This window comes from Mesorhizobium sp. W067, from assembly GCF_054719525.1.
This window is the reverse complement of sequence record NZ_JBTTII010000001.1, coordinates 416,822-436,316: the sequence shown is the minus strand read 5'-3', so window position 1 is coordinate 436,316 and position 19,495 is coordinate 416,822. Positions and strand designations below refer to the sequence as shown.

The window sequence follows — 19,495 nt, the reverse complement described above, 5'->3', positions numbered from 1 at the left end:
CGCGTCGAGGGGCGGAGAAGGATCGAACTTTCTTCAAGCTTTGTCGGAAACTGGATCGCGGGCGCGGCCGACAGCCGCTCGGTCCCAATACGCATACGCCATGGGCTATCAGTCCAGCGCTAGTGGCCTGCGCGGTATGGCGCTTGGATATCAAGCAACCCAGAGCGGAATCGATTCCCTTGCCCAAGGCACCAACGCCAATGCAGGCAGTCAAAACGCCATCGCGATAGGCTTCCAGTCGGTCGCGTCCGATATCAACTCTATCAATATCGGCGCGCGCACCGTTGCGGGGTCAGGGGCCTTGGCCCAAGGCGCCATCGCCCTTGGCACGGATGTCACAGCAAATCAGCAAAACGCCCTTGCCATTGGCGTCCTGACCAAAGCAACGGGAACGAACGCCGCAGCGGTGGGTAGAGGAGCCAGTGCATGGGGCAACCAGTCCATCGCATTCGGCACGGGCGCGCAGGCGGGCGTTCAGGCCAACACGGCTGTGCCCAACAGCATCGCGATCGGTACCAATTCGCTCTCTTCGGGCGCTTTCGCCACGGCGATGGGTCCTACCTCGGTTGCGAGTGGCTCCGCCAGCACAGCGATCGGCAACACGGCTGTCGCCAGCGGCGCGAACGCCTCCTCATTCGGGTCCGGCGCGAATGCGACGGGAGACAATTCTCTTGCCGCCGGTGTCAGCGCCGCCGCTAGCGGGATTGCCAGCACCGCGCTCGGCATCGGCTCCAAGGCCAGTGCCACCAACGCCGTGGCGATCGGTAATGCTGCGGTCGCCAATTCCGCCGACGCGGTTGCCATCGGCACGGCCGCGACGGCCACGGGCGGCAAGGCTGTCGCCATTGGCGCCGGCAACACCGCTTACGGCAACGGCGCGGTCTCCATCGGCGATCCGAGCTATGCCAGCGGCACCGGCGCCTTCACCGGCGGCGCCAACAACATCGCCAACAGCGACGGCACGGCAACCGCCACAGCCGCAAACCAGGCCGCAGGCGCGGTTGCCATCGGCAACAACAACAAGGCCGTCGGGCAAGGCTCCGTGGCGCTGGGCAATGGCTCGACGGCGGGTGCAGCCGGCCTTGCCGGCAATGTCGCGCTGGGCAACGGCGCGACGGCGACGGCAAGCTCCGGCGACGTAGCGCTCGGTTCGGGCTCGGTGACCGCGACGGCGGTCGGCACCAGCGGCGCGACGATCGGCGGCACGGCCTACAGCTTCGCCGGCACGACGCCGACGAGCACTGTCAGCGTCGGCGCGCTCGGCGCGGAGCGGACCATCACCAATGTCGCGGCGGGCCGGCTCAGCAACTCGTCGACCGACGCGATCAACGGCTCGCAGCTGTTTGCGACCAACCAGCAGGTGACGCAGAACACGGCGGCGATCGCCGCCAACACCGCCGACATCACCAATCTCGGCAACACGATCAACAGCATCAGCACCGGCGGCGGCATCAAGTATTTCCATGCCAACTCGACGGCGGCGGATTCGTCGGCAACGGGCACGGACTCCGTCGCCATCGGACCGGTCTCCACCGCGACGGGGACGAACGCCATCGCGGCGGGTGTCAATTCGAGCGCCTCCAATGCCAACGCCTCGGCCATTGGCAGCGGCGCCGTCGCATCGGCGCTTGACGCAACGGCTATGGGATACATATCCAAGGCTTCGGGCCAATACAGCACCGCGGTCGGCGCCAACGCCAATGCTACTGCCACGTCCAGCACCGCGATCGGACAGAACGCGTTTGCGACCGGCTTTCAGGCAACCGCTCTCGGCGTAGGCGCGAATGCCGCCGCCCAGAACGCGATCGCGCTGGGCGCCGGCTCTGCTGCCAGCAACGTAGGTGACGTGGCGCTGGGTTCGGGCTCGGTGACCGCAGCGGCGGTCGGCACCGCCGGCACGACGATCGGCGGCGTCGCCTACAACTTCGCCGGCACGACGCCGGCGAGCACCGTCAGCATCGGCACGGTCGGCGCGGAGCGGACCATCACCAATGTCGCGGCGGGGCGGCTCAGCAATTCGTCGACCGACGCGATCAACGGCTCGCAGCTCTTCGCCACCAACCAGCAGGTGACGCAGAACACCACGGCGATCGCCGCCAACACCGCCGACATCACCAATCTCGGCAACACGATCAACAGCATCAGCACCGGCGGCGGCATCAAGTATTTCCACGCCAATTCGACGCTGGCGGATTCGCAGGCGCTGGGGACGGATTCCGTTGCCATCGGCCCGAATGCCGTGGCCAACAATGCCGGCGACGTGGCGATCGGCGCGAATGCGGTGTCGACCGTGACGACGGCGGTCGGCGGCACCACGATCGGCGGCGTTGCCTACACCTTCGCCGGAACCACGCCGGCGGGAGCGTTTTCGGTCGGCTCGGTGGGCGCGGAACGCCAGATCCAGAATGTCGCGGCCGGGCAGTTGAGCGGCTCCTCGACCGATGCGGTCAACGGCTCGCAGCTGTTTGCGACCAACCAGCAGGTGACGCAGAACACCACCGATATCGCCGCCAATACTGCTGACATCACCAATCTCGGCAATTCGATCAGCAATATTACCGGCGACACCTCGCTGGCTTACACCGACGCCAATGGCGACGGCATCCGCTATGTGCGCACCAACGATAGGACGCTTGCCGTCGCGGACTCCTTCGCGCAAGGGATCGGCTCTTCCGCCCTGGGCTACCAGGCGACCGCGAGCGCCGACAATGCGCTGGCGCTCGGCCGCGACACCCAGGCCAGCGTCATCGGCGGCGTGGCGCTCGGCGCCGGCTCGGTTTCGGATCGGGCGGTCGCACCCGTATCGGGATCGATCCTCTCCGGCACCGGCCTCATTCCCTACAACACCGCGGACATGAGCCTGCTCGGCGCCGTCTCGGTCGGCACCTCCACCTCCTATCGCCAGATCATCAACGTGGCCGACGGCACGCAGGACCAGGACGCGGTCACGCTTCGCCAGTTGAAGGGCGCGCTGAGCTCGTTCGCGGTGACGGGGAGCCTGTACTTCCACGCCAATTCGACGGCCGCGGATTCGCTTGCGGTCGGCGTCGATTCGGTTGCGGTCGGTCCGCGCACCACCGTCAATGGCGACAACGGCATCGGCATCGGCAATGGCGCCATCGTGCAGCAGACGGCGCCGGGAGGCATCGCGATCGGCCAGAATTCGACGGTCAACCAGGCCGACAGCATCGCCCTCGGTACCAACGCGACCACCAACGGAGCGCAGGCGGTGGCGCTCGGCGCCGGCGCAAAGGCCAACGAGCCGGGCAGCGTCGCGCTCGGCGCGGGCTCGACGACGGCGGCGGCGGTCGCCACCACCGGCACCACGATCAACGGCGTTGCCTATACCTTCGCCGGAACAGCTCCGACGAGCACGGTCAGCGTCGGCACCGTCGGCAACGAGCGCACCGTCACCAATGTCGCGGCGGGCCGGATCAGCGGCACCTCCACCGACGCCATCAACGGCAGCCAGCTCTTCGCCACCAACCAGGCGGTCGAAGCCATGCAGGGTAGCGTCGGCGACCTGAATCAGTTCGCCGTCCAGTACGACAAGGACGGGAACGGCAACAAGTCCAACTCGATTACCCTTGCCGGCGGCGATCCCAACACGCCGGTGGTCATCCACAATGTCGGGCCGGGCGTTGCCAACACCGATGCGGTCAATGTTCAGCAGTTCAACAGCGGGTTAGCACTCAACCTGGACAATTCGAAGAACTACACCAACCAGGTGGCGGCCACCACGCTGCAGCAAGCCAATGCGTATGCGGACTCCAAACTCAGCCAGCTCAACATGGACATGGGAGAGGTCAGGGGCGAGGCGCGCCAGGCTGCGGCAATCGGCTTGGCGGCCGGCTCGCTGCGCTACGACGATCGTCCCGGCAAGCTGAGCGTGGCCGCCGGCGGAGGCTATTGGCGCGGTGAAGGCGCCCTGGCCTTCGGCGCCGGCTACACCAGCGAGGAAGGACGTGTTCGAGCGAACCTGTCCGGTACGACGGCAGGCGGACACTGGGGTGTCGGCGCGGGCGTCAGCCTTACGCTGAACTAGAGCCCGGCCATGATCAGGCAGGCAGTCCTTGCTGTCGCGATATCCATGACGTCAATGCTCCTGTCCGGCCCGTTAGCGGCCGGGCAGGAAGCAATCCCTTCCGGCTACAGGGTAAAACCTTCCGACGTAGCGATCCCTGCGGATGCGAAGCTTGGCGAATATCAACGGACCACCCGTCCGTTCGAGAACTGGACGCTGATCTGCGACGAGAACCTGAAGGCGCGCCAAAAGGTCTGCAATGTCACCCAGATCATCGAGGACCAGGCAGGACAGGTTGCGTTCAGCTGGTCGCTTGCCGCCACCAAGGAAGGCAACCCCTACATGATCTTGCGCGCCCCGCCGATCGCCAAGAGCGACGCTCCTGTCTCGCTGACATTCGAGGGGCGCAAGGAGCCGATTAAAATTCAACTCGACGGATGCAATCAGGCCGTCTGCGTCGGCATGCTGCCGGTTGGTCCGATCATGCGCGAACAGATTTCGAAGGCCGCGGCATCCGTCATCTCCTTTCCGACCACGGATGGCAGGACGATCAACGTAACCGCGACCCTCAAGGGCTTGACCGCGGCCGTTGCGGCGATCAATTGACGAGGCAATCGCGATGAACCAGCAATCGATCCATGACCGGATAATGTCCCGCAACCAGGGAAAGGATGCTGTCCGGGCCGGCATCGAAGACCGGAGCAGACCGCAACGAAACCGCGCGAGGACCGCTGTCTTCTCGTTGCTCGCCATTGCCGTCGTCGCCACGGCCGGCTTCGCGGCCATGCGCTACGACCTGCTCCACAATTTATTGCCGCAGCCGGCGGTCGCGGAGACCAACCAGCCCAATCCGGCCCTGGCCGAGACGCCATTTCTGCAACACGCCAAAGAGGCAGGCTTGCAGTCTTGTTCCAACATTTTCCCAGCCCTTGGGCAGATGCTGACAACCGGCACGACGTACAGCGTCCAGTCGATCTGGAACAACGAGGCCCCCGACAAACACCTCGTGGAAGCCCTGGTCGGCATGAACTACGCCACACAGGGCTACAGCGGCCCGGCGGCAGGCCTGGTGTTCGCGGCACCCACCGCATCCGTTTGCGAAGGTACGATGGTCAGGGTGGCGCCATTCGCGGCCAATTGCGCCGATGTTCCGGCCCTGCTTCCGAAAGACAGCAAGCTCGCCAACAATCTTGGACAAATCAGCGTCTATGAACTGGCCAATGGAGGGGGCAACGCGATGCTGCTGCCAACCGGCAACAGCTGCGTCGTCATTTCCGTGGCCTCGGCAGCAGGTAAACAAGGAGGCGTACAATGAGGGTGAATTCCGCCATTGCGGCGATCGGCATGCTGTTGCTTTGCGCCGGACGGCTGGGCGCGGCGGACCTCGCCCCGGCGGCGGACGTGCCCGAGCCGCCGGCCCAGGAGGAGAGAGGCATCTGGGCGGCGATCGCCTATTCGAGCCCCGACGAGAAGCACGGCTTCTTTTGGGGCGCCGACAAGCGGCAGGAGGCGATGGACATCGCGCTGAAGCATTGCCAGAACGCCGGCGGCGGCAGCTGCGCCGTGGTCAGCGTATTCCGCAATCATCGCCATTGGGACGATGACGACAATACCGGCTTTCCCTACAAGCATTGCGGCGCCTTCGCCGTAGGCGAGAAGCCGGAAGGGCGGCTGACCAGTTGGGGCGCCGAGACGGCGCAAACACGCCGGGATGCCGAAGACCTGACACTGCAGGCGTGCGAGCGGAACGGACAAAAATGCAAGATCCGCGAGTGGGTGTGCACATGACGCATCAGAGCGAAGCAGCGGAACGCCAATCGAGGCGCATGTTTGCACTCAGCGCAGCGCCGTGCTCAAGCGAGGTCAGCCCTTTGCCGTGATGCGCATCGACGGTATGCGACACCGGCTCGAAGCAGAAGAAATCGGCATCCTGCGACGGCGAATAGAGGATGAAGACGTCGAGCAATGGCGAGGCGGTGAGCGAGATGGCGATCCTGTCCTCGGGCCGGGTGATCCTGGCGCGGTGGTCCCAGCCGTCGAAGGCGTTGTTGACCCAGCTTCGCGGCAACAGGGAGGCGTTCGAGAAATTCCACGCGGGGTAATCGGCCACCGGCGCCACGCCGACCGGCAGATGATGCTTGTCCTCCAGCCAGACCCGCGCCGCCTTCGCCTCGAGCGTCGTTCCGGCGCTGCGCGGGAACCACGGATGAAAGCCGAGCCCGTAAGGCAGGCGAATGCCGGTGCGATTCTCCACCGTGAGCGTGGCATCCAAGGCCCCGTCATGCAGCGCATAGGCGACCCGCGCCGTATATCGGTAGGGGCCGATTTCACCGGCGTCGAGGACCAGTTCTGCCTCGGTGGCGCTGTGGCTGGCAATCCGCCACTCCCTCTGGAAGCCGTCGCCATGGATTGGAAAGGCCTCCCCCGGCACGTTCGGCTCGATCGCATGGAAGCGGCCGTCGAAGGCGAAACCGCCGCCTGAGATGCGGTTCGACCAGGGAACCAGAAGCTGGCAGCCGGAGGCGCCGGTGCCATCGTCGGGGCGGAGCAGCGGCACCGTTGCGCCGCCGACCAGTGCATCGAAGCGGGCGATCGCCGCGCCCTTTTGCGGCGCCAGGACCAGACGGGCGCGGTCGTCGCGCAGTTCCAGGAGGCCGGCCATCCCTACCAACCGCCGTCAATAGCGATATTTTGGCCGCTGATCATGTCCGAGGCGGGCGATGCGAGGAACAGTACGAGATCGGCAACGTGATGCGGCTCGATGCGCATCTTGAGACCCTGGTTCTCCAGGATCCACTCGTTGTATTGCGCCAGCCGGTCGCCGAACACCCGCGCCTCGGCCTCCGAAACAACCGCGCCCGGGGACACGGCGTTGACCCGGACGCCGTGCGGCCCAAGCTCCCGCGCCAGCGATTTGGTCAGACCCAGCATCGCGCCCTTGGACGCGACATAGGGCACGTAGCCGTCCCAGCGGCCGTTGAGCGTGATGGAGCAGAAATTGACGATCTTGCCATAGGCCTTCGCCTTCATCGCCGGCGCGCAGGCCCGCGCCAAGGCGAAGGCGGCCGAAGAGTTGACACGGATCTGATCCTCATACTCGGTCAGCGAGAATTCTTCGAACGGCCGGTTGATGATCAGGGCAGCGTTGTTGATCAAGACGTCGATGCCCCCTTCCCTCGCCGCCAGCGCCGCCACCGTAGCCTCCGCCTCCGCAAGCCGGTTGAGGTCGCAGCCGACAAAGGCGACGTTGCCGCCTGTCTGCGCGGCCATTTCCGAGGCAATCCCTGGCCCGTCTTCGCTATTGGGGCGATCGAGCACCAGCACGCGCGCGCCGGCCCGCGCCAGCGTCACCGCCTGGGCACGGCCGAGCGAGCCAAGGCCGCCGGTCAGAAGCACGACGCGATCGGCAAGGGCTTTCATTGCCGCCACCTCTTACAGAACGCCGTGGACTTCATCGATCGACGTCTCCGCGACCCGCTTGTCCAGCACGATTTCGCCGCGCGCCATCGCCACGACGCGGTCGCAGCATTCGAAGACATGATGCATGTTGTGGCTGATGAAGACGCCGGTGATGCCTTGCTCTTTCAGGCCACGCACGAAGCCGATCACCTTCCTCGTCTCCTTGACGGAGAGATGGTTGGTCGGCTCGTCGAGGATCATCACCTTCGACTTGAAATGCATTGCCCGGGCGATGGCGACGCCCTGCCGCTGGCCGCCGGAAAGCTCGCCGACAAGGGCATCCGGCGAGCGCAGGTGCAGATCGACATTGGCAATCGCGCGGATGCTTTCGCTGGCCATCTTCTTCTGATCGAGCAAGCCGACGCCGAAGACCGAAAACCGGGTCGGCTCGCGGCCGATGAACAGGTTCCTGGCGATCGACATGGTCGGTACCATGGAATTGTACTGGTAGATCGTCTCGATGCCGAGATCCATCGCATCGCGCGGCTTGGCGATGCGGACAGTCCTACCCTCGACCTTGATCTCGCCCTGGTCCGCCGTGTGGACACCGGAGAGGATGTTGATGAGGGTCGATTTGCCGGCGCCATTGTCGCCGACCAGGCCAAGCGCCTCGCCCCGGGTGAAGTCGAGCGTCACCCCTTTCAGCGCATGGACGCCGGAATACCATTTGTGAAGGTTGTGCACGGAGATGATCGCGTCGGCCATCGCTCAATCCTCCATCTTGATGGCCTTGGCGCGCTTGCGCATCCAAGCATTGGCGACGACGGCGAATATGGTCAGGAAGCCGATGGCAAACTTGAACCAATTGGCGTCGACATGGCTGAGCACGAGGCCGTTGTCGATGACGCGGATAAGCGTCGTGCCGATGATGCCGCCCATCACGGTGCCGATACCGCCGGCGAGCGAAGCGCCGCCAATGACGGCGGACGCCACCGCCTGCAGTTCCATGCCCTCGCCGATCGAAGGCAAGGGCGAGCCCAGCCGCAGCACTTGCAGCATGCCGGCGAAGCCGGAGAGCATCGAACAGAGCATGAAACAGATGATCTTGACCCTGGTGGTCGGGATCCCCATCGCGGCGGCGGCCGGCGGGAAGCCGCCGGTGGCCTTGATCCAGTTGCCGAAATTGGTGCGCGAAAGCATCAGCGAGGTCAGCACCGCAATGCCGGCAAACCAGAGGAAGGACATGCGGAACATGTTGCCGGGGCCCACGAAGGATGTGAACAGCCAGTTCGGCAGGTCGGCAGGCAGCAGCGGCGGGAAGCCGCCCGAAACGACGACGGTGAGCGAGCGCGCCATGAACAGCATGCCGAGCGTGGTGATGAAGCTCGGTATGGCGAAGCGGATGGTGATGTAGCCGTTGATGAAGCCGATGGCGGCTGCGACAAGCAGTCCCGCGAGCAGCGCCAGCGGGAACGGGGCGTCGTGCACCATCAGCACCGCCATCGTCATCGGCATCAGCGCGAACACCGAGCCGACGGAGAGGTCGAACTCGCCACTGATCATCAGGATGGTGACGCCGATGGCAACAAGGCCGGCCTCCGGCAGGATGCCGAGAATGCCGCGAAGATTGTCCTGGTTGAGGAACACGCCATGCGAGCGGATCTGGAACACGATGATCAGCAGCAAGAGCAGGATCAGACCGGCCAGCTCCGGCTTTTCGAGATAGGTCTTGAACAGACGCTTCACGTCAGGCTCCAGGAATTCGAACTTCTGTTGAGGCATCGGCGGCGCGCGGGCGCCGCCGATGCAAAACCGCTCATCGGCGCTGCGCTGTCAGCGCATTCCCTGGGCGGAAAGCGCCATGATCGCATCGGCTTCGTTCGGCCGCACGATGCCCTGGCCGGTGTCGATGTCGGAAGGCGCCAGGCCGATCTTCTTGTTGAGATAGGCCTCCATCACCGGCATGAAGCCCTGCATGTAGGGCTGCTGGTCGACCAGCGCCTGCACGTAGCCCTTCTGCATCTGCTGCAGCACTTCGGGCACCAGGTCGAAACCGCCGAGCAGGACCTTGCCCGGCGCTACGCCGCGGTCCTGCAGCACGCGGGCGACGCCGGCGCACCAGAATCCGGTGTCGAAATAGGCGGTGGTGTCGGCATGGGCGTTGAGATAGGCGCCGACGCGGTCGGAGGTGACGGCAAGGTCGGTGCCGCTGTCGATGCGCTCCCACGACACATCGCGGTCGGCATGCGCGGCCTTGTATTCCTCAAGGAACTGCATCACGCCGGCGCCACGGCTCTCGGACCAGTTCTGGCCGGGCGCCGAGATGCCAACCAGCACCTTGATCGGGCCATCCTTCGGGAAGCTTTCGGATATAGCCTTGGCGAGCGAATAGCCCGCCGGCTTGAAGCCCTGCCCGACGAAGGCCTGGCGCGCATTGCCCTTGGCGCCTTCGGTGTCGTCGACATTGACGGCGATCACGAGCACGCCGGCATCGCGCGCCTCCTTGATGACGTCATCGAAAGCATGGTCGTCGACGATCGAGGTCAGCAGCGCGTCGGGCTTGGCGGCAAGGGCCGCGCGCATGTTGGCGACCTGCTGTTCGATCGAACCCTCGGTCTGGGTGAAGACCATGTTGCAGCTGGCCTCGACCTTGGCGCAGCCGTCGTCAAAACCCTTCTTCACCGCCTGCCAGAAGGTGTTCGATGCCGACGAATGGTGGGTGAAGACGATGTTCAACCCGTTGGCACGCGCGGCGGTCTGGGCGCCGAAGATAGCGACGCCAAGCAGAAGTGTTGCAGTCAGTTTTCTCATTTCGATTCCTCCCTTTGGATTTCCTAGATGTCGGTCTTGTCGGAGACGCGGCGCTGGACGGTGTAGGCCTTGCCGAGGTCGGGGTTGAGCGCCAGCCCCAGGCCCGGTCCAGGCGGCACGGTGATCATGCCGTTCTTCACTTCCGGCAGCGCCGTCACCAGGTCCCGGTACCAGGTGCGGTAGAAGGCGCGCACGCTCTCCTGCACCAGCGCATTGGGCGCATTGAGCGACAGATGCGTCGAGGCGGCGAGCACGACCGGACCGGTGCAGTCATGTGGCGCGACCGGCAGTCGCCAGGCCTCCGCCATCGCGGCGATCTTGCGCGCCTCCGACAGGCCGCCGCACCAGGAGATGTCGAGCATGACGATGCCGGCAGCCCCGGTTTCGAGCAGGTCGCGGAAGGCCCAGCGGCTGCCCAGTGTCTCGGAGGCCGAGATCGGCGCCGGGCTCACCGCCTCGTAGCGTTTCAGGTCGCCGAGGCTGTCCATGCGGATCGGGTCCTCGTGCCAATAAGTGGCATAAGGTTTCAGCGCGCCGGCGATCTTCATGGCCGGCAAAAGCTGCCACATCGAATGGAACTCGACCATGATGTCGATCTTGTCGCCGACGGCGCGGCGGATCTTCTCGAACGGCTGCAGCGCCGATTTCAGGTCGGTCGCCGAGATGTCATTGCCACGCGTCTTTTCGGCGGCGTGATCGAACGGCCAGATCTTCATGGCAGTGATGCCGTCCTCGAGCAGTTCCTCGGCCAACTCGCCGGCGCGGTTGAGGAAGCCGTTGAGATCGTCGTAGTCGCGCCCGGCGCCGATGCCGTAATTGGCCGTCGTCTGGCCCTTGGCGTCCTTGATGTATTCGGTGCCGGCGCAGGTGTTGTAGGTGCGGATGGAGCGACGGCTGAAGCCACCCAGAAGCTGAGCGATCGGCTGGCCTGTGACCTTGCCGAAAATGTCCCACAGCGCGATGTCGAAGGCCGAATTTCCGCGCACCTCCGCGCCGCTGGAGCGGAAGCCGAGATAGCCGACAAGGTCGGCGGATAAAAGGTCGATCTCGAGCGGATCGCGGCCGATCACGCGTGGCGCGACATATTCGTGCAGATACGCTTCGACGGTGCGCGACAGGAAGAAGGTCTCGCCGAGCCCGGTGATGCCCTCGTCGGTATGGACCTCGACCCAGAGAAGGTTGGGCCGCTCCTCGATGCGAATGGTCTCGATCGCGGTGATCTTCATGTCAGGCGATTCCCGCGTCGAGGAGCGCCTTGACGCTCTTGTCGAAATGTTGCGCCATGTGCTCGACGGCGAGCCGCGGATCGCCCTTGAGGATCGCCTCGGCTATGTCCTCGTGCCCCTTGATCATCTTGAGCTGGTCTTCGCTGGAGGAGCGTGTCCGCCAGCCGATCACCCAGGTGCGGCGCGTGACCCCGCTGAAGGCGGTGACGATCAGCGAGAAGACCGGGTTGTGCGAGGCCGCCGCGATCGCCTCGTGAAAGGCGATGTCGTGCTCCATGACGATCTCAGGGTGCTGGAAATTCTCACGCATCAGCCTGGCGGATTGCGCGATTGCCGCGGCTTCCGCCTCGGTGCGGCGGAGCGCCGCCAGCGCCACGGTGCGCATCTCGATCGTGCGCCTGACATCATAGACCTGATGCACGCTGATCTGCTGCGTGGTGATGCCGTGCTCGATCACCATCGACATGGCGCCGGTGTCGAGCTTGGCGACGGTGGCGCGGCGCCCGGCGCTCATGTCGATCAGGCGCATTGCAGAAAGCGACCGGAACGCTTCGCGCACGACGGTTCGCGAGACATTGAGCTGGCGCGTCATGGCCGCTTCGCTGGGCAGCGGATCGCCGGCCGCAAGGCCCTCCGAGCGGATGTGCTGGGTGATTGCCTGGATCGCCGTGCTCACAAGGCCGGGATTCGGCTCAGCCGCTGCCTCCGTCGGATCCTGCATGTCTCTCCCTTAAACCTGTATGACAGGTTGTTATTCAGTTGCTGATAATTCATCCGAAAGATATATGTCAAGCGTGTTCTGGATGCGCTGGTCTGGAGGAACCGCATGGACGATATGAACGCTGGCCTGCTCTTCGATGCGCGTGATGTCGTCGGCGAGAGCCTGATCTGGGACGACCGCTGCGACCGGCTGGTCTGGATCGACATTATCGGCCGCAGGATCCACAGACTGGATCCGCTGACCTCAGTTCACGAGTCCTGGGAGACACCCGATCTGGTCACCTCGATCGGGCTGCGCACCGATGGCGGCGCCATTGTCGGCCTCAGGAACGAGATTGCCTTGTGGGACTTCGGCGGGAAGTTCCGAACGATTGCGACGATCGAGCCGGACAGACCCGACATCCGGCTGAATGAAGGCGTCATCGCGCCCGATGGGTCATTCTGGGTCGGCACGATGGCCAACAACATCGGACCGGATGATACGCCCGTCGCCATCGCGCAGGAGGCCGGGCAGCTGTTTCGGGTTGCTCCCGACGGCCGCGTGACGCGCCTGTCCGACGACCGCTTTGGCATCACCAACACCATGGCATGGACACCGGACGGTCGCTTCATCACCGCCGACACAATGAAGAACGAACTCTACAGCTATGCTTGGGACAGGACCGCATGGCGGCTTGAACACCGGCGCCGGTTTTTCGGGGCCTTCGAGCGGGGCCTGCCCGACGGCTCCTGCATGGACGCCGAAGGCTACATCTGGAACTGCCGGGTCGTCGGCGGCAGCTGCCTTGCTCGCATCGCGCAGGACGGCCTACTGGATCGGATCGTCGAACTACCCTGCTCCTGGCCGACAAGCTGCGCCTTTGGCGGCGCCAAACTCGATACGCTGTTCGTCACCTCAGCGCGCTTCACGATGACGGCGGAGCACCTTGACGCGCATCCGAACGAGGGCGGCGTTTTTGCGCTCCGGCCGGGAGAACGAGGCCGACCGAGCAACCGTTTCGGTTAGGTGCCCGCCATGCGGCATTCTTGCGGGCTGATGCCTTTTACCGCCCCCTGGACAGGCTGCCCAGAATCCCGCGCACGATCGCGCGGCCGACCGACGAGCCGACCGAGCGCACCACCGCTTTGATCGCGGCTTCGGCAACCGTCTGGCGGTTGGACGGCCTTGGCGCAGGGGGCCGGCGACCGCCTGATTGCTGCGGCGGCGGATCGTCATTGCCGAAGCCCGGAATGGTCCAGCGCGAGCGCCCGCTGTCGGCCTGCTGCGCCTGCTCGTCCTGCGCATCCCTGGCTTTCTTCTGCAGCATCTCGAAGGCCGATTCGCGGTCGATGGTCTGGTCGTACTGGCCGGCGACCGGGCTCTGGTCGATCAGCTTGCGGCGCTCGTCCGCCGTGATCGGGCCAAGCCTGGACGACGGCGGCCGGATCAATGTCCGCTGCACCATGGACGGCACGCCCTTGACCTCCAGCGTCGAGACCAGCGCCTCGCCGGTGCCGAGCTGGGTGATGGCGGTGGCGCAGTCGAAATTGGGATTGGGCCGGAAGGTGTCGGCGGCGGTCTTGACCGCCTGCTGCTCACGCGGCGTATAGGCGCGCAGCGCGTGCTGCACACGGTTGCCGAGCTGGGCGAGAACCTTTTCAGGGATATCCAAGGGGTTCTGCGTAACGAAATAGACGCCGACGCCCTTGGAGCGGATCAAGCGAACCACCTGCTCGACGCGGTCGATCAGCACCTTCGGCGCCTCGTCGAAAAGCAGATGCGCCTCGTCGAAGAAGAACACCAGCTTCGGCCTGTCGGGATCGCCGACCTCGGGCAATTCCTCGAACAGCTCCGACATCAGCCAGAGCAGGAAGGTGGCGTAGAGCCTGGGGTTCATCATCAGCCTGTCGGCAGCGAGCACGCTGATGGCGCCGCGGCCGTCGCGGGTGGTGCGCATGATGTCGGCGATGCGCAAAGCCGGTTCGCCGAAGAAATGCGCCGCACCCTGCTGTTCCAGCACGAGAAGCGTGCGCTGGATTGCGCCGACCGACGGCTTGGTGACATTGCCGTAGCGCGAACTGATCTCGTCGGCGCGCGCTGCGATGTTGGCCAGCAGCGCCTGCAGATCCTTCATGTCGAGCAGCAGCAGGCCATCCTCATCGGCGATGCGGAAGGCGATGTTCATGATGCCTTCCTGCGCTTCGGAGAGGTTCATCAGCCGCGACAGAAGCAGCGGCCCCATTTCCGAGACGGTGGCGCGGATCGGGTGACCCTGCTCGCCGAACAGATCCCAGAAGATGACCGGGAATTCCTGGAAGTCGTAAGGGTCGAGCTTGACCTGCTCGGCCCGCTTGACCAGGAAATCCTGCGCCTTGCCCATCATGGCGATGCCGGACAGGTCGCCCTTGATATCGGCGCAGAACACAGGCACACCGGCATTGGAAAACCCCTCGGCCAGGATCTGCAGGCTAACCGTCTTGCCGGTGCCGGTGGCGCCGGTGATCAGGCCATGGCGGTTGCCATATTGCAGCAAGAGCTGTTCGGCGCGCTGATAGCTGTCGTCGGGCTTGCGGCTGGCGCCGAGGAAAATGCTGGTGTCGTCAGCCATATGGCCATGTCTCCGCAAACCGATGTGTTAAAAGCCTGTGGCCTTGCCGCAGGGTATAGTCAGGCCATTGCGCAGCGACAATGCTATTCTCCAATTGGGCTATCCATCCAGTTGGCTATTCATCCAGATTGGGCCAATCGTCTAAATTGAACCGATCCTCCAAATCGGTTTTTGGAACTTGCGGATTTTGCCGCTGTTTGGCAATCGTTCATGGTTCGTCCACGCAGGCTGCCCTATATCCAAGACATCGAATCCAGCCGTCGCAGGCGCATTGCATTGCGATATCGGGCAGGGAACCGTAGACTGGACCGCTGAGGTTGGTGCGGCCGCATAAAAACGAGGAGCATGGATGGGCGCCGGAGCCTTGACCAGGAGCATCGAACCCGCTGACGTCGAGCGCCAGCGTTGGCTGGCCTTGGCCGAAAAGGCGCTCGCCGGCGCCTCCTTCGAGGAAAAACTGGTCTCGCATACCGACGATCAGATTCGCATCGAACCGCTCTACGATCGCGCCGGCGGCGCCGAGCCGCTTGTGCGCGCCAACCCCAAATTGCCCTGGATTGTCAGCCAGCGCATTGACGATCCCGATATCGGCCGCGCCAAGACGCAGGCCCTGGACGATGTGGCACAAGGCGCGACGGGATTGTCGCTTGTCTTCGAGGGTGCTCCGAATGCGTTCGGCTATGGCCTGCCGAGGACGGCGCAGGCGCTGGAGACGGTGCTGGACGGCGTACCGCTAAACCGCACGCAGATCCGCATCGACGCCCATCCCTGGAGCCGTGCCGTTGCCGACTGGCTGGTGGCGTTCCTGAGCAAGCGCCGCTCCGACCCGGCAAAGCTGAACCTCTCCTTCGGCATCGACCCGGCGGCAATCTTTGCCGGAACCGGCCGGCTGCGCATGTCGATCGAGGCGTTGCAGGCATCGATGCCGCAATCGCTGGCGCATTTCTTCTCGCTGGGCGTGCCGGGTGTGCTGCTGGAGGCAGACGGGCGGGTGTTCCACAATGCCGGCGCCACGGAGGCGCAGGAACTCGGCACCATGCTCGCTTCCGCCGTGTCCTACCTCAGGATGTTCGAGGATGCGCGCCAGCCGCTTGTCTATGCCGCTCCCCATATCGGCTTTGCGCTGAGCGTCGACCAGGACCAGTTCCTGTCCATGGCCAAGGTCCGGGCGTTGCGCAGGCTGTGGGCACGTATCCAGGAAACCTGTTCCATCCCGGCATCGACAGCCAACATCCATGCCGAGACGTCGTTCCGCATGATGACGGCGGCGGATGCCGAAACCAACATCCTGCGCACCACCATTGCCAGCTTTGCAGCGGCAGCAGGCGGCGCGGACTCGATCTCCACCCTGCCACACACCATCGCCCACGGGCTGCCGGCCGGCTTTGCCCGCCGCATCGCCCGCAATGCACAGTTGATCATGGCCAATGAAAGCCATATCGACCATGTCGCCGACCCAGCCTTGGGGTCGGGCGCGGTCGAGGCGCTGACCCTGGGCCTGTGCGAAGCGGCGTGGGAAGAGTTCCAGCGGATCGAAGCGGAAGGCGGCGTTCTGGCAAGCCTGCAGCAAGGGCATATCCAGTCGCGCGTGAAGGCAGCGTCCGCGCGTCGCGCCGAAGCTTATCGGAGTGGTGAACGGGCAATCATCGGCACCACGCTTTACCCGCTGAAAAACGATGCCCCGGTCGAGACGCTGGCGGCTGAGCGGCGGCCGCCTTTCACAGAGGGCGTGGCGGTGTGCGAGGCGCTGTTTCCCGTCCGCATCGACCAGGCAATCGGAGCCGCACAGTGATCCCGGATTTCAGCCATGTTGGCTGGTCGGCGCCACGGCGCGCGCCGGTCGAGGTCAAGGGCCAGCGGCTGACGCCGGAAGGCATTGCCGTCAAGCATCTCTACAGCCAGGGCGATCTCAAGGGGCTTCCGCATCTCGACACCTATCCGGGAATGCCGCCCTTCGTGCGCGGTCCCTACCCGACCATGTATGTCCAGCAGCCGTGGACGATCCGGCAATATGCCGGCTTCTCGACGGCCGAGGAATCCAACGCCTTCTACCGGCGCAATCTCGCCGCCGGCCAAAAGGGCCTTTCGGTCGCTTTCGATCTGCCCACCCATCGCGGCTATGACAGCGACCATCCGCGCGTATCAGGCGATGTCGGCATGGCGGGCGTGGCCATCGATTCCATCCTCGACATGCGCCAGCTGTTCGACGGCATCCCGCTCGACGAAATGACGGTGTCGATGACCATGAACGGCGCGGTGCTGCCGATCATGGCGCTCTATATCGTTGCGGCCGAAGAACAAGGAGTTGCGCAGAAGGATCTCGCCGGCACCATTCAGAACGACATTCTGAAGGAGTTCATGGTCCGCAACACCTACATCTATCCGCCGAAGCCCTCGATGCGGATCGTGTCTGACATCTTCTCCTATACCTCCCAGCACATGCCGAAGTTCAATTCGATCTCGATCTCCGGCTATCACATGCAGGAGGCCGGCGCGACCGCGGACCTGGAGCTCGCCTACACCATCGCCGACGGCATCGAATATGCCCGCGCCGGCGTCGCCGCCGGGCTCGATATCGACCGTTTCGCCCCGCGGCTTTCCTTCTTCTGGGCGGTCGGCATGAACTTCTTCATGGAGATCGCCAAGCTCCGCGCGGCGCGCCTGTTGTGGGCGACCCTGATGCAGAAGAATTTTGCACCGAAGGATGAACGCTCGCTGTCGCTGCGCACCCATTGCCAGACCTCCGGCTGGTCGCTGACGGCGCAGGACCCCTACAACAACATCACCCGCACCATGATCGAGGCGATGGCGGCGACGCAGGGACATACCCAGTCGCTGCACACCAACTCGTTCGACGAGGCGATGGCGCTGCCGACCGACCACTCGGCGCGCATCGCCCGCAACACGCAGTTGATCCTGCAGAAGGAATCCGGCACCACCCGCATCATCGATCCGTGGGGCGGCTCGGCCTATATCGAACGGCTGACGCACGATCTGGCGGCGCGTGCGCTCGCCCATATCGAAGAGGTCGAGGCGCTTGGCGGCATGGCGGCGGCAACCGAACAGGGCATTCCAAAACTGCGCATCGAGGAAGCGGCGGCGCGCACGCAGGCGCGTATCGATTCCGGCGAGCAGATACTGGTTGGCGTCAATGCGCATCGCCCGGAGAACGATAGCGAGGTCGACGTGCTGAAGATCGACAATGCCGAGGTCAAGGCCCGGCAATTGTCGAAGCTGCAGAACCTGAAAGGCACGCGCAATGTCGGCGCGGTCGAGAGCGCGCTCGATGCGCTGACCCGCGCTGCGCAGGGTAACGAAAACCTGCTGGAATTTGCCATCCTCGCCGCGCGCGCCAATGCCACGGTCGGCGAGATCTCGCTGGCGCTCGAAAAGGTCTTTGGCCGTCACGTCGCCTCGGTGCAAACGATCTCCGGCGTTTATCGCAATGCGCTTGGCGACAATCTGACGGTCGACCGATTGCTGGAGAAGCTCGAAGCTTTTGAGAAGAAGTCCGGCGGCAAGCCGCGCATCCTGGTCGCAAAGATGGGACAGGACGGCCACGACCGTGGCCAGAAGGTGATCGCCACCGCCTTCGCCGATCTCGGCTTCGACGTGACGGTCGGCGCGATGTTCCAGACACCCGACGAGATCGCCAGGCTGGCGGTGGCGCAGGACGTCCATGTCATCGGCGCCTCGTCGCTGGCGGCGGGGCACCTGACGCTGATCCCCGAACTACGCGACGCGCTGAAGAAGCTCGGCCGCAGCGACATGCTGATCGTCGCCGGCGGCGTCATCCCGCCGCAGGATTACGGCGCAGTGCTGGAAGCGGGTGCCGCGGAAATCTTTCCGCCAGGGACGGTTATCCCGGAGGCTGCGGATCGGTTGCTGGACCGGCTGCTGGCGGGCTGATTGAAACAGTTGCACTGCTTATCAAAGTTGCGTTACAATATCGGGCGCAACCTATGGTATAGCTATGAACACCATCATTCACGGACTTGAGGACGGATCGGGCGTTGTAATCCTGCCGCGGGAAACGCTCGACAGCTTGAGCCTGCAAGTGGGCGATGAACTCCAGATCATCGAAACCACGACGGCATCATCCTAAGGCCGGTGCCGTGTGACGACGTCGAACGGCAAATACGTGCTGCTCGCGATGTCATGGACAAGTATGAGCCCGCGTTGCGAAAGCTGGCTGTGCAAATAGGGTGAGCTGGCGTCAGGCGTCCGACAGCTTGACGATTTCCCATTCCTTGCCGTTGACGCTTGCGACGTCGCCGACCTTCTTGCCGAACAGCGCCACGGCCATTGGCGAGACGTGTGAGATGCTGCCCTTTGAGGGGTCGGCCTCGTCCTCGCCGACGATCTTCCAGTGCACTTTCTTGCCGTCATCGCTTTCCAGCGTGACACCCATGCCGAAGCGCACCTGGTCGCTGCCCGGTTCCGGCACGGAAAGCTCGGCGCTTTCGCGGCGCGCTGTCCAGTAGCGCAGGTCGCGCGAGACGACGGCAATGCGCTCGCGATCGGCTTTTCGCTCGGCTTTCGCCAAAATGTCGCGCAGATCGGCCAGATTGTCCTCGATCATCGCCAGGCCGCGCTCCGTCACCAGATTGCGGTGTTGGCTGATCGGCCGCTCGCCGATGCCGGCAATGGCGTTTTCGCTGTCTTCCTCGCGGGTGAAAGCCCTGCTCATCGGATAAACTTAGGCCCGCTTCGGCGACTGTACAAGC

General features: G+C 64.4%; 17 protein-coding genes. 8 read left to right on the top strand and 9 right to left on the bottom strand.

Going from position 1 to position 19,495, the window contains the following annotated elements; translation table 11 throughout:
- Positions 1-40: 40 nt before the first annotated feature.
- From ACYG97_RS01985 to ACYG97_RS01970, 4 genes are read left to right on the top strand one after another with little or no spacing between them, the layout of a single operon-like run.
- Entirely contained in the window at positions 41-4,045 is a 4,005-nt protein-coding gene (locus ACYG97_RS01985) for a YadA-like family protein (RefSeq protein ID WP_460221552.1), read from the top strand.
- A 9-nt stretch (positions 4,046-4,054) separates the two neighbouring features.
- A complete protein-coding gene (locus ACYG97_RS01980; protein WP_023732042.1) occupies positions 4,055-4,630 on the top strand; it encodes an invasion associated locus B family protein in 576 nt (191 codons plus the stop codon).
- A 13-nt stretch (positions 4,631-4,643) separates the two neighbouring features.
- On the top strand, positions 4,644-5,339 hold the full coding sequence (locus tag ACYG97_RS01975; protein ID WP_023732043.1) for a hypothetical protein: 696 nt from the start codon (positions 4,644-4,646) through the stop codon (positions 5,337-5,339).
- Complete coding sequence (locus tag ACYG97_RS01970; RefSeq protein ID WP_023732044.1) at positions 5,336-5,812, top strand: DUF4189 domain-containing protein; 477 nt, start codon at positions 5,336-5,338, stop codon at positions 5,810-5,812. Before ACYG97_RS01975 ends, ACYG97_RS01970 begins: the two co-directional genes overlap by 4 nt.
- Before the next feature lie 4 nt (positions 5,813-5,816).
- Here ACYG97_RS01970 and ACYG97_RS01965 read toward each other — a convergent pair whose 3' ends face one another.
- The 7 genes from ACYG97_RS01965 to ACYG97_RS01935 all read right to left on the bottom strand — a co-directional run bounded on the left by ACYG97_RS01965 (position 5,817) and on the right by ACYG97_RS01935 (position 12,181).
- Complete coding sequence (locus ACYG97_RS01965; protein ID WP_023732045.1) at positions 5,817-6,686, bottom strand: aldose 1-epimerase; 870 nt, start codon at positions 6,684-6,686, stop codon at positions 5,817-5,819.
- A 2-nt stretch (positions 6,687-6,688) separates the two neighbouring features.
- Positions 6,689-7,444, bottom strand: coding sequence for an SDR family oxidoreductase (locus ACYG97_RS01960; protein WP_023692781.1), 756 nt, complete (start codon positions 7,442-7,444; stop codon positions 6,689-6,691).
- A gap of 12 nt (positions 7,445-7,456) precedes the next feature.
- Positions 7,457-8,188, bottom strand: coding sequence for an ATP-binding cassette domain-containing protein (locus ACYG97_RS01955; protein WP_023692780.1), 732 nt, complete (start codon positions 8,186-8,188; stop codon positions 7,457-7,459).
- A gap of 3 nt (positions 8,189-8,191) precedes the next feature.
- Positions 8,192-9,169, bottom strand: coding sequence for an ABC transporter permease (locus tag ACYG97_RS01950; protein WP_023702213.1), 978 nt, complete (start codon positions 9,167-9,169; stop codon positions 8,192-8,194).
- A gap of 87 nt (positions 9,170-9,256) precedes the next feature.
- Complete coding sequence (locus ACYG97_RS01945; RefSeq protein ID WP_023692778.1) at positions 9,257-10,234, bottom strand: sugar ABC transporter substrate-binding protein; 978 nt, start codon at positions 10,232-10,234, stop codon at positions 9,257-9,259.
- A 23-nt stretch (positions 10,235-10,257) separates the two neighbouring features.
- A complete protein-coding gene (locus tag ACYG97_RS01940; protein ID WP_023732046.1) occupies positions 10,258-11,460 on the bottom strand; it encodes a mandelate racemase/muconate lactonizing enzyme family protein in 1,203 nt (400 codons plus the stop codon).
- A gap of 1 nt (position 11,461) precedes the next feature.
- Positions 11,462-12,181: a FadR/GntR family transcriptional regulator gene (locus ACYG97_RS01935; RefSeq protein ID WP_023732047.1), complete on the bottom strand. Its 720-nt coding sequence runs from the start codon at positions 12,179-12,181 to the stop codon at positions 11,462-11,464.
- Between the two features lie 105 nt (positions 12,182-12,286).
- Here ACYG97_RS01935 and ACYG97_RS01930 point away from each other — a divergent pair, with 105 nt between their 5' ends.
- Positions 12,287-13,186, top strand: a complete 900-nt coding sequence (locus ACYG97_RS01930; protein ID WP_023732048.1) for an SMP-30/gluconolactonase/LRE family protein — start codon at positions 12,287-12,289, stop codon at positions 13,184-13,186.
- A 37-nt stretch (positions 13,187-13,223) separates the two neighbouring features.
- Here ACYG97_RS01930 and ACYG97_RS01925 read toward each other — a convergent pair whose 3' ends face one another.
- Positions 13,224-14,768: a helicase HerA-like C-terminal domain-containing protein gene (locus ACYG97_RS01925; RefSeq protein WP_023732049.1), complete on the bottom strand. Its 1,545-nt coding sequence runs from the start codon at positions 14,766-14,768 to the stop codon at positions 13,224-13,226.
- A 349-nt stretch (positions 14,769-15,117) separates the two neighbouring features.
- Between ACYG97_RS01925 and ACYG97_RS01920 the strand changes: the two genes are divergently transcribed.
- The 3 genes from ACYG97_RS01920 (at position 15,118) to ACYG97_RS01910 (ending at position 18,873) form a co-directional block, all read left to right on the top strand.
- On the top strand, positions 15,118-16,560 hold the full coding sequence (locus tag ACYG97_RS01920) for a methylmalonyl-CoA mutase subunit beta (RefSeq protein ID WP_023732050.1): 1,443 nt from the start codon (positions 15,118-15,120) through the stop codon (positions 16,558-16,560).
- On the top strand, positions 16,557-18,677 hold the full coding sequence (scpA, locus tag ACYG97_RS01915) for a methylmalonyl-CoA mutase (RefSeq protein WP_023732051.1): 2,121 nt from the start codon (positions 16,557-16,559) through the stop codon (positions 18,675-18,677). The genes ACYG97_RS01920 and scpA overlap by 4 nt, the downstream gene beginning before the upstream one ends.
- A 64-nt stretch (positions 18,678-18,741) precedes the next feature.
- Positions 18,742-18,873 carry an AbrB/MazE/SpoVT family DNA-binding domain-containing protein gene (locus ACYG97_RS01910; protein WP_023732052.1) on the top strand — a complete coding sequence of 44 codons (132 nt, stop codon included), beginning with the start codon at positions 18,742-18,744 and terminating at the stop codon, positions 18,871-18,873.
- 111 nt (positions 18,874-18,984) lie between these two features.
- Here the strand turns inward: ACYG97_RS01910 and greA are convergent, their stop codons facing one another.
- Entirely contained in the window at positions 18,985-19,458 is a 474-nt protein-coding gene (gene greA, locus ACYG97_RS01905; protein WP_023670749.1) for a transcription elongation factor GreA, read from the bottom strand.
- Between the last annotated feature and the right edge of the window lie 37 nt (positions 19,459-19,495).

Bases quoted from the DNA above. Each gene is read 5' to 3' on its own strand.
- ACYG97_RS01960 (WP_023692781.1), bottom strand. From the start codon at position 7,444: ATGAAAGCCCTTGCCGATCGCGTCGTGCTTCTGACCGGCGGCCTTGGC.
- ACYG97_RS01920 (WP_023732050.1), top strand. From the start codon at position 15,118: ATGGGCGCCGGAGCCTTGACCAGGAGCATCGAACCCGCTGACGTCGAG.
- ACYG97_RS01925 (WP_023732049.1), bottom strand. From the start codon at position 14,768: ATGGCTGACGACACCAGCATTTTCCTCGGCGCCAGCCGCAAGCCCGAC.
- ACYG97_RS01930 (WP_023732048.1), top strand. From the start codon at position 12,287: ATGGACGATATGAACGCTGGCCTGCTCTTCGATGCGCGTGATGTCGTC.
- ACYG97_RS01955 (WP_023692780.1), bottom strand. From the start codon at position 8,188: ATGGCCGACGCGATCATCTCCGTGCACAACCTTCACAAATGGTATTCC.
- ACYG97_RS01910 (WP_023732052.1), top strand. From the start codon at position 18,742: ATGAACACCATCATTCACGGACTTGAGGACGGATCGGGCGTTGTAATC.
- ACYG97_RS01975 (WP_023732043.1), top strand. From the start codon at position 4,644: ATGAACCAGCAATCGATCCATGACCGGATAATGTCCCGCAACCAGGGA.
- ACYG97_RS01935 (WP_023732047.1), bottom strand. From the start codon at position 12,181: ATGCAGGATCCGACGGAGGCAGCGGCTGAGCCGAATCCCGGCCTTGTG.
- ACYG97_RS01965 (WP_023732045.1), bottom strand. From the start codon at position 6,686: ATGGCCGGCCTCCTGGAACTGCGCGACGACCGCGCCCGTCTGGTCCTG.
- ACYG97_RS01940 (WP_023732046.1), bottom strand. From the start codon at position 11,460: ATGAAGATCACCGCGATCGAGACCATTCGCATCGAGGAGCGGCCCAAC.
- ACYG97_RS01980 (WP_023732042.1), top strand. From the start codon at position 4,055: ATGATCAGGCAGGCAGTCCTTGCTGTCGCGATATCCATGACGTCAATG.
- greA (WP_023670749.1), bottom strand. From the start codon at position 19,458: ATGAGCAGGGCTTTCACCCGCGAGGAAGACAGCGAAAACGCCATTGCC.
- ACYG97_RS01945 (WP_023692778.1), bottom strand. From the start codon at position 10,234: ATGAGAAAACTGACTGCAACACTTCTGCTTGGCGTCGCTATCTTCGGC.
- ACYG97_RS01970 (WP_023732044.1), top strand. From the start codon at position 5,336: ATGAGGGTGAATTCCGCCATTGCGGCGATCGGCATGCTGTTGCTTTGC.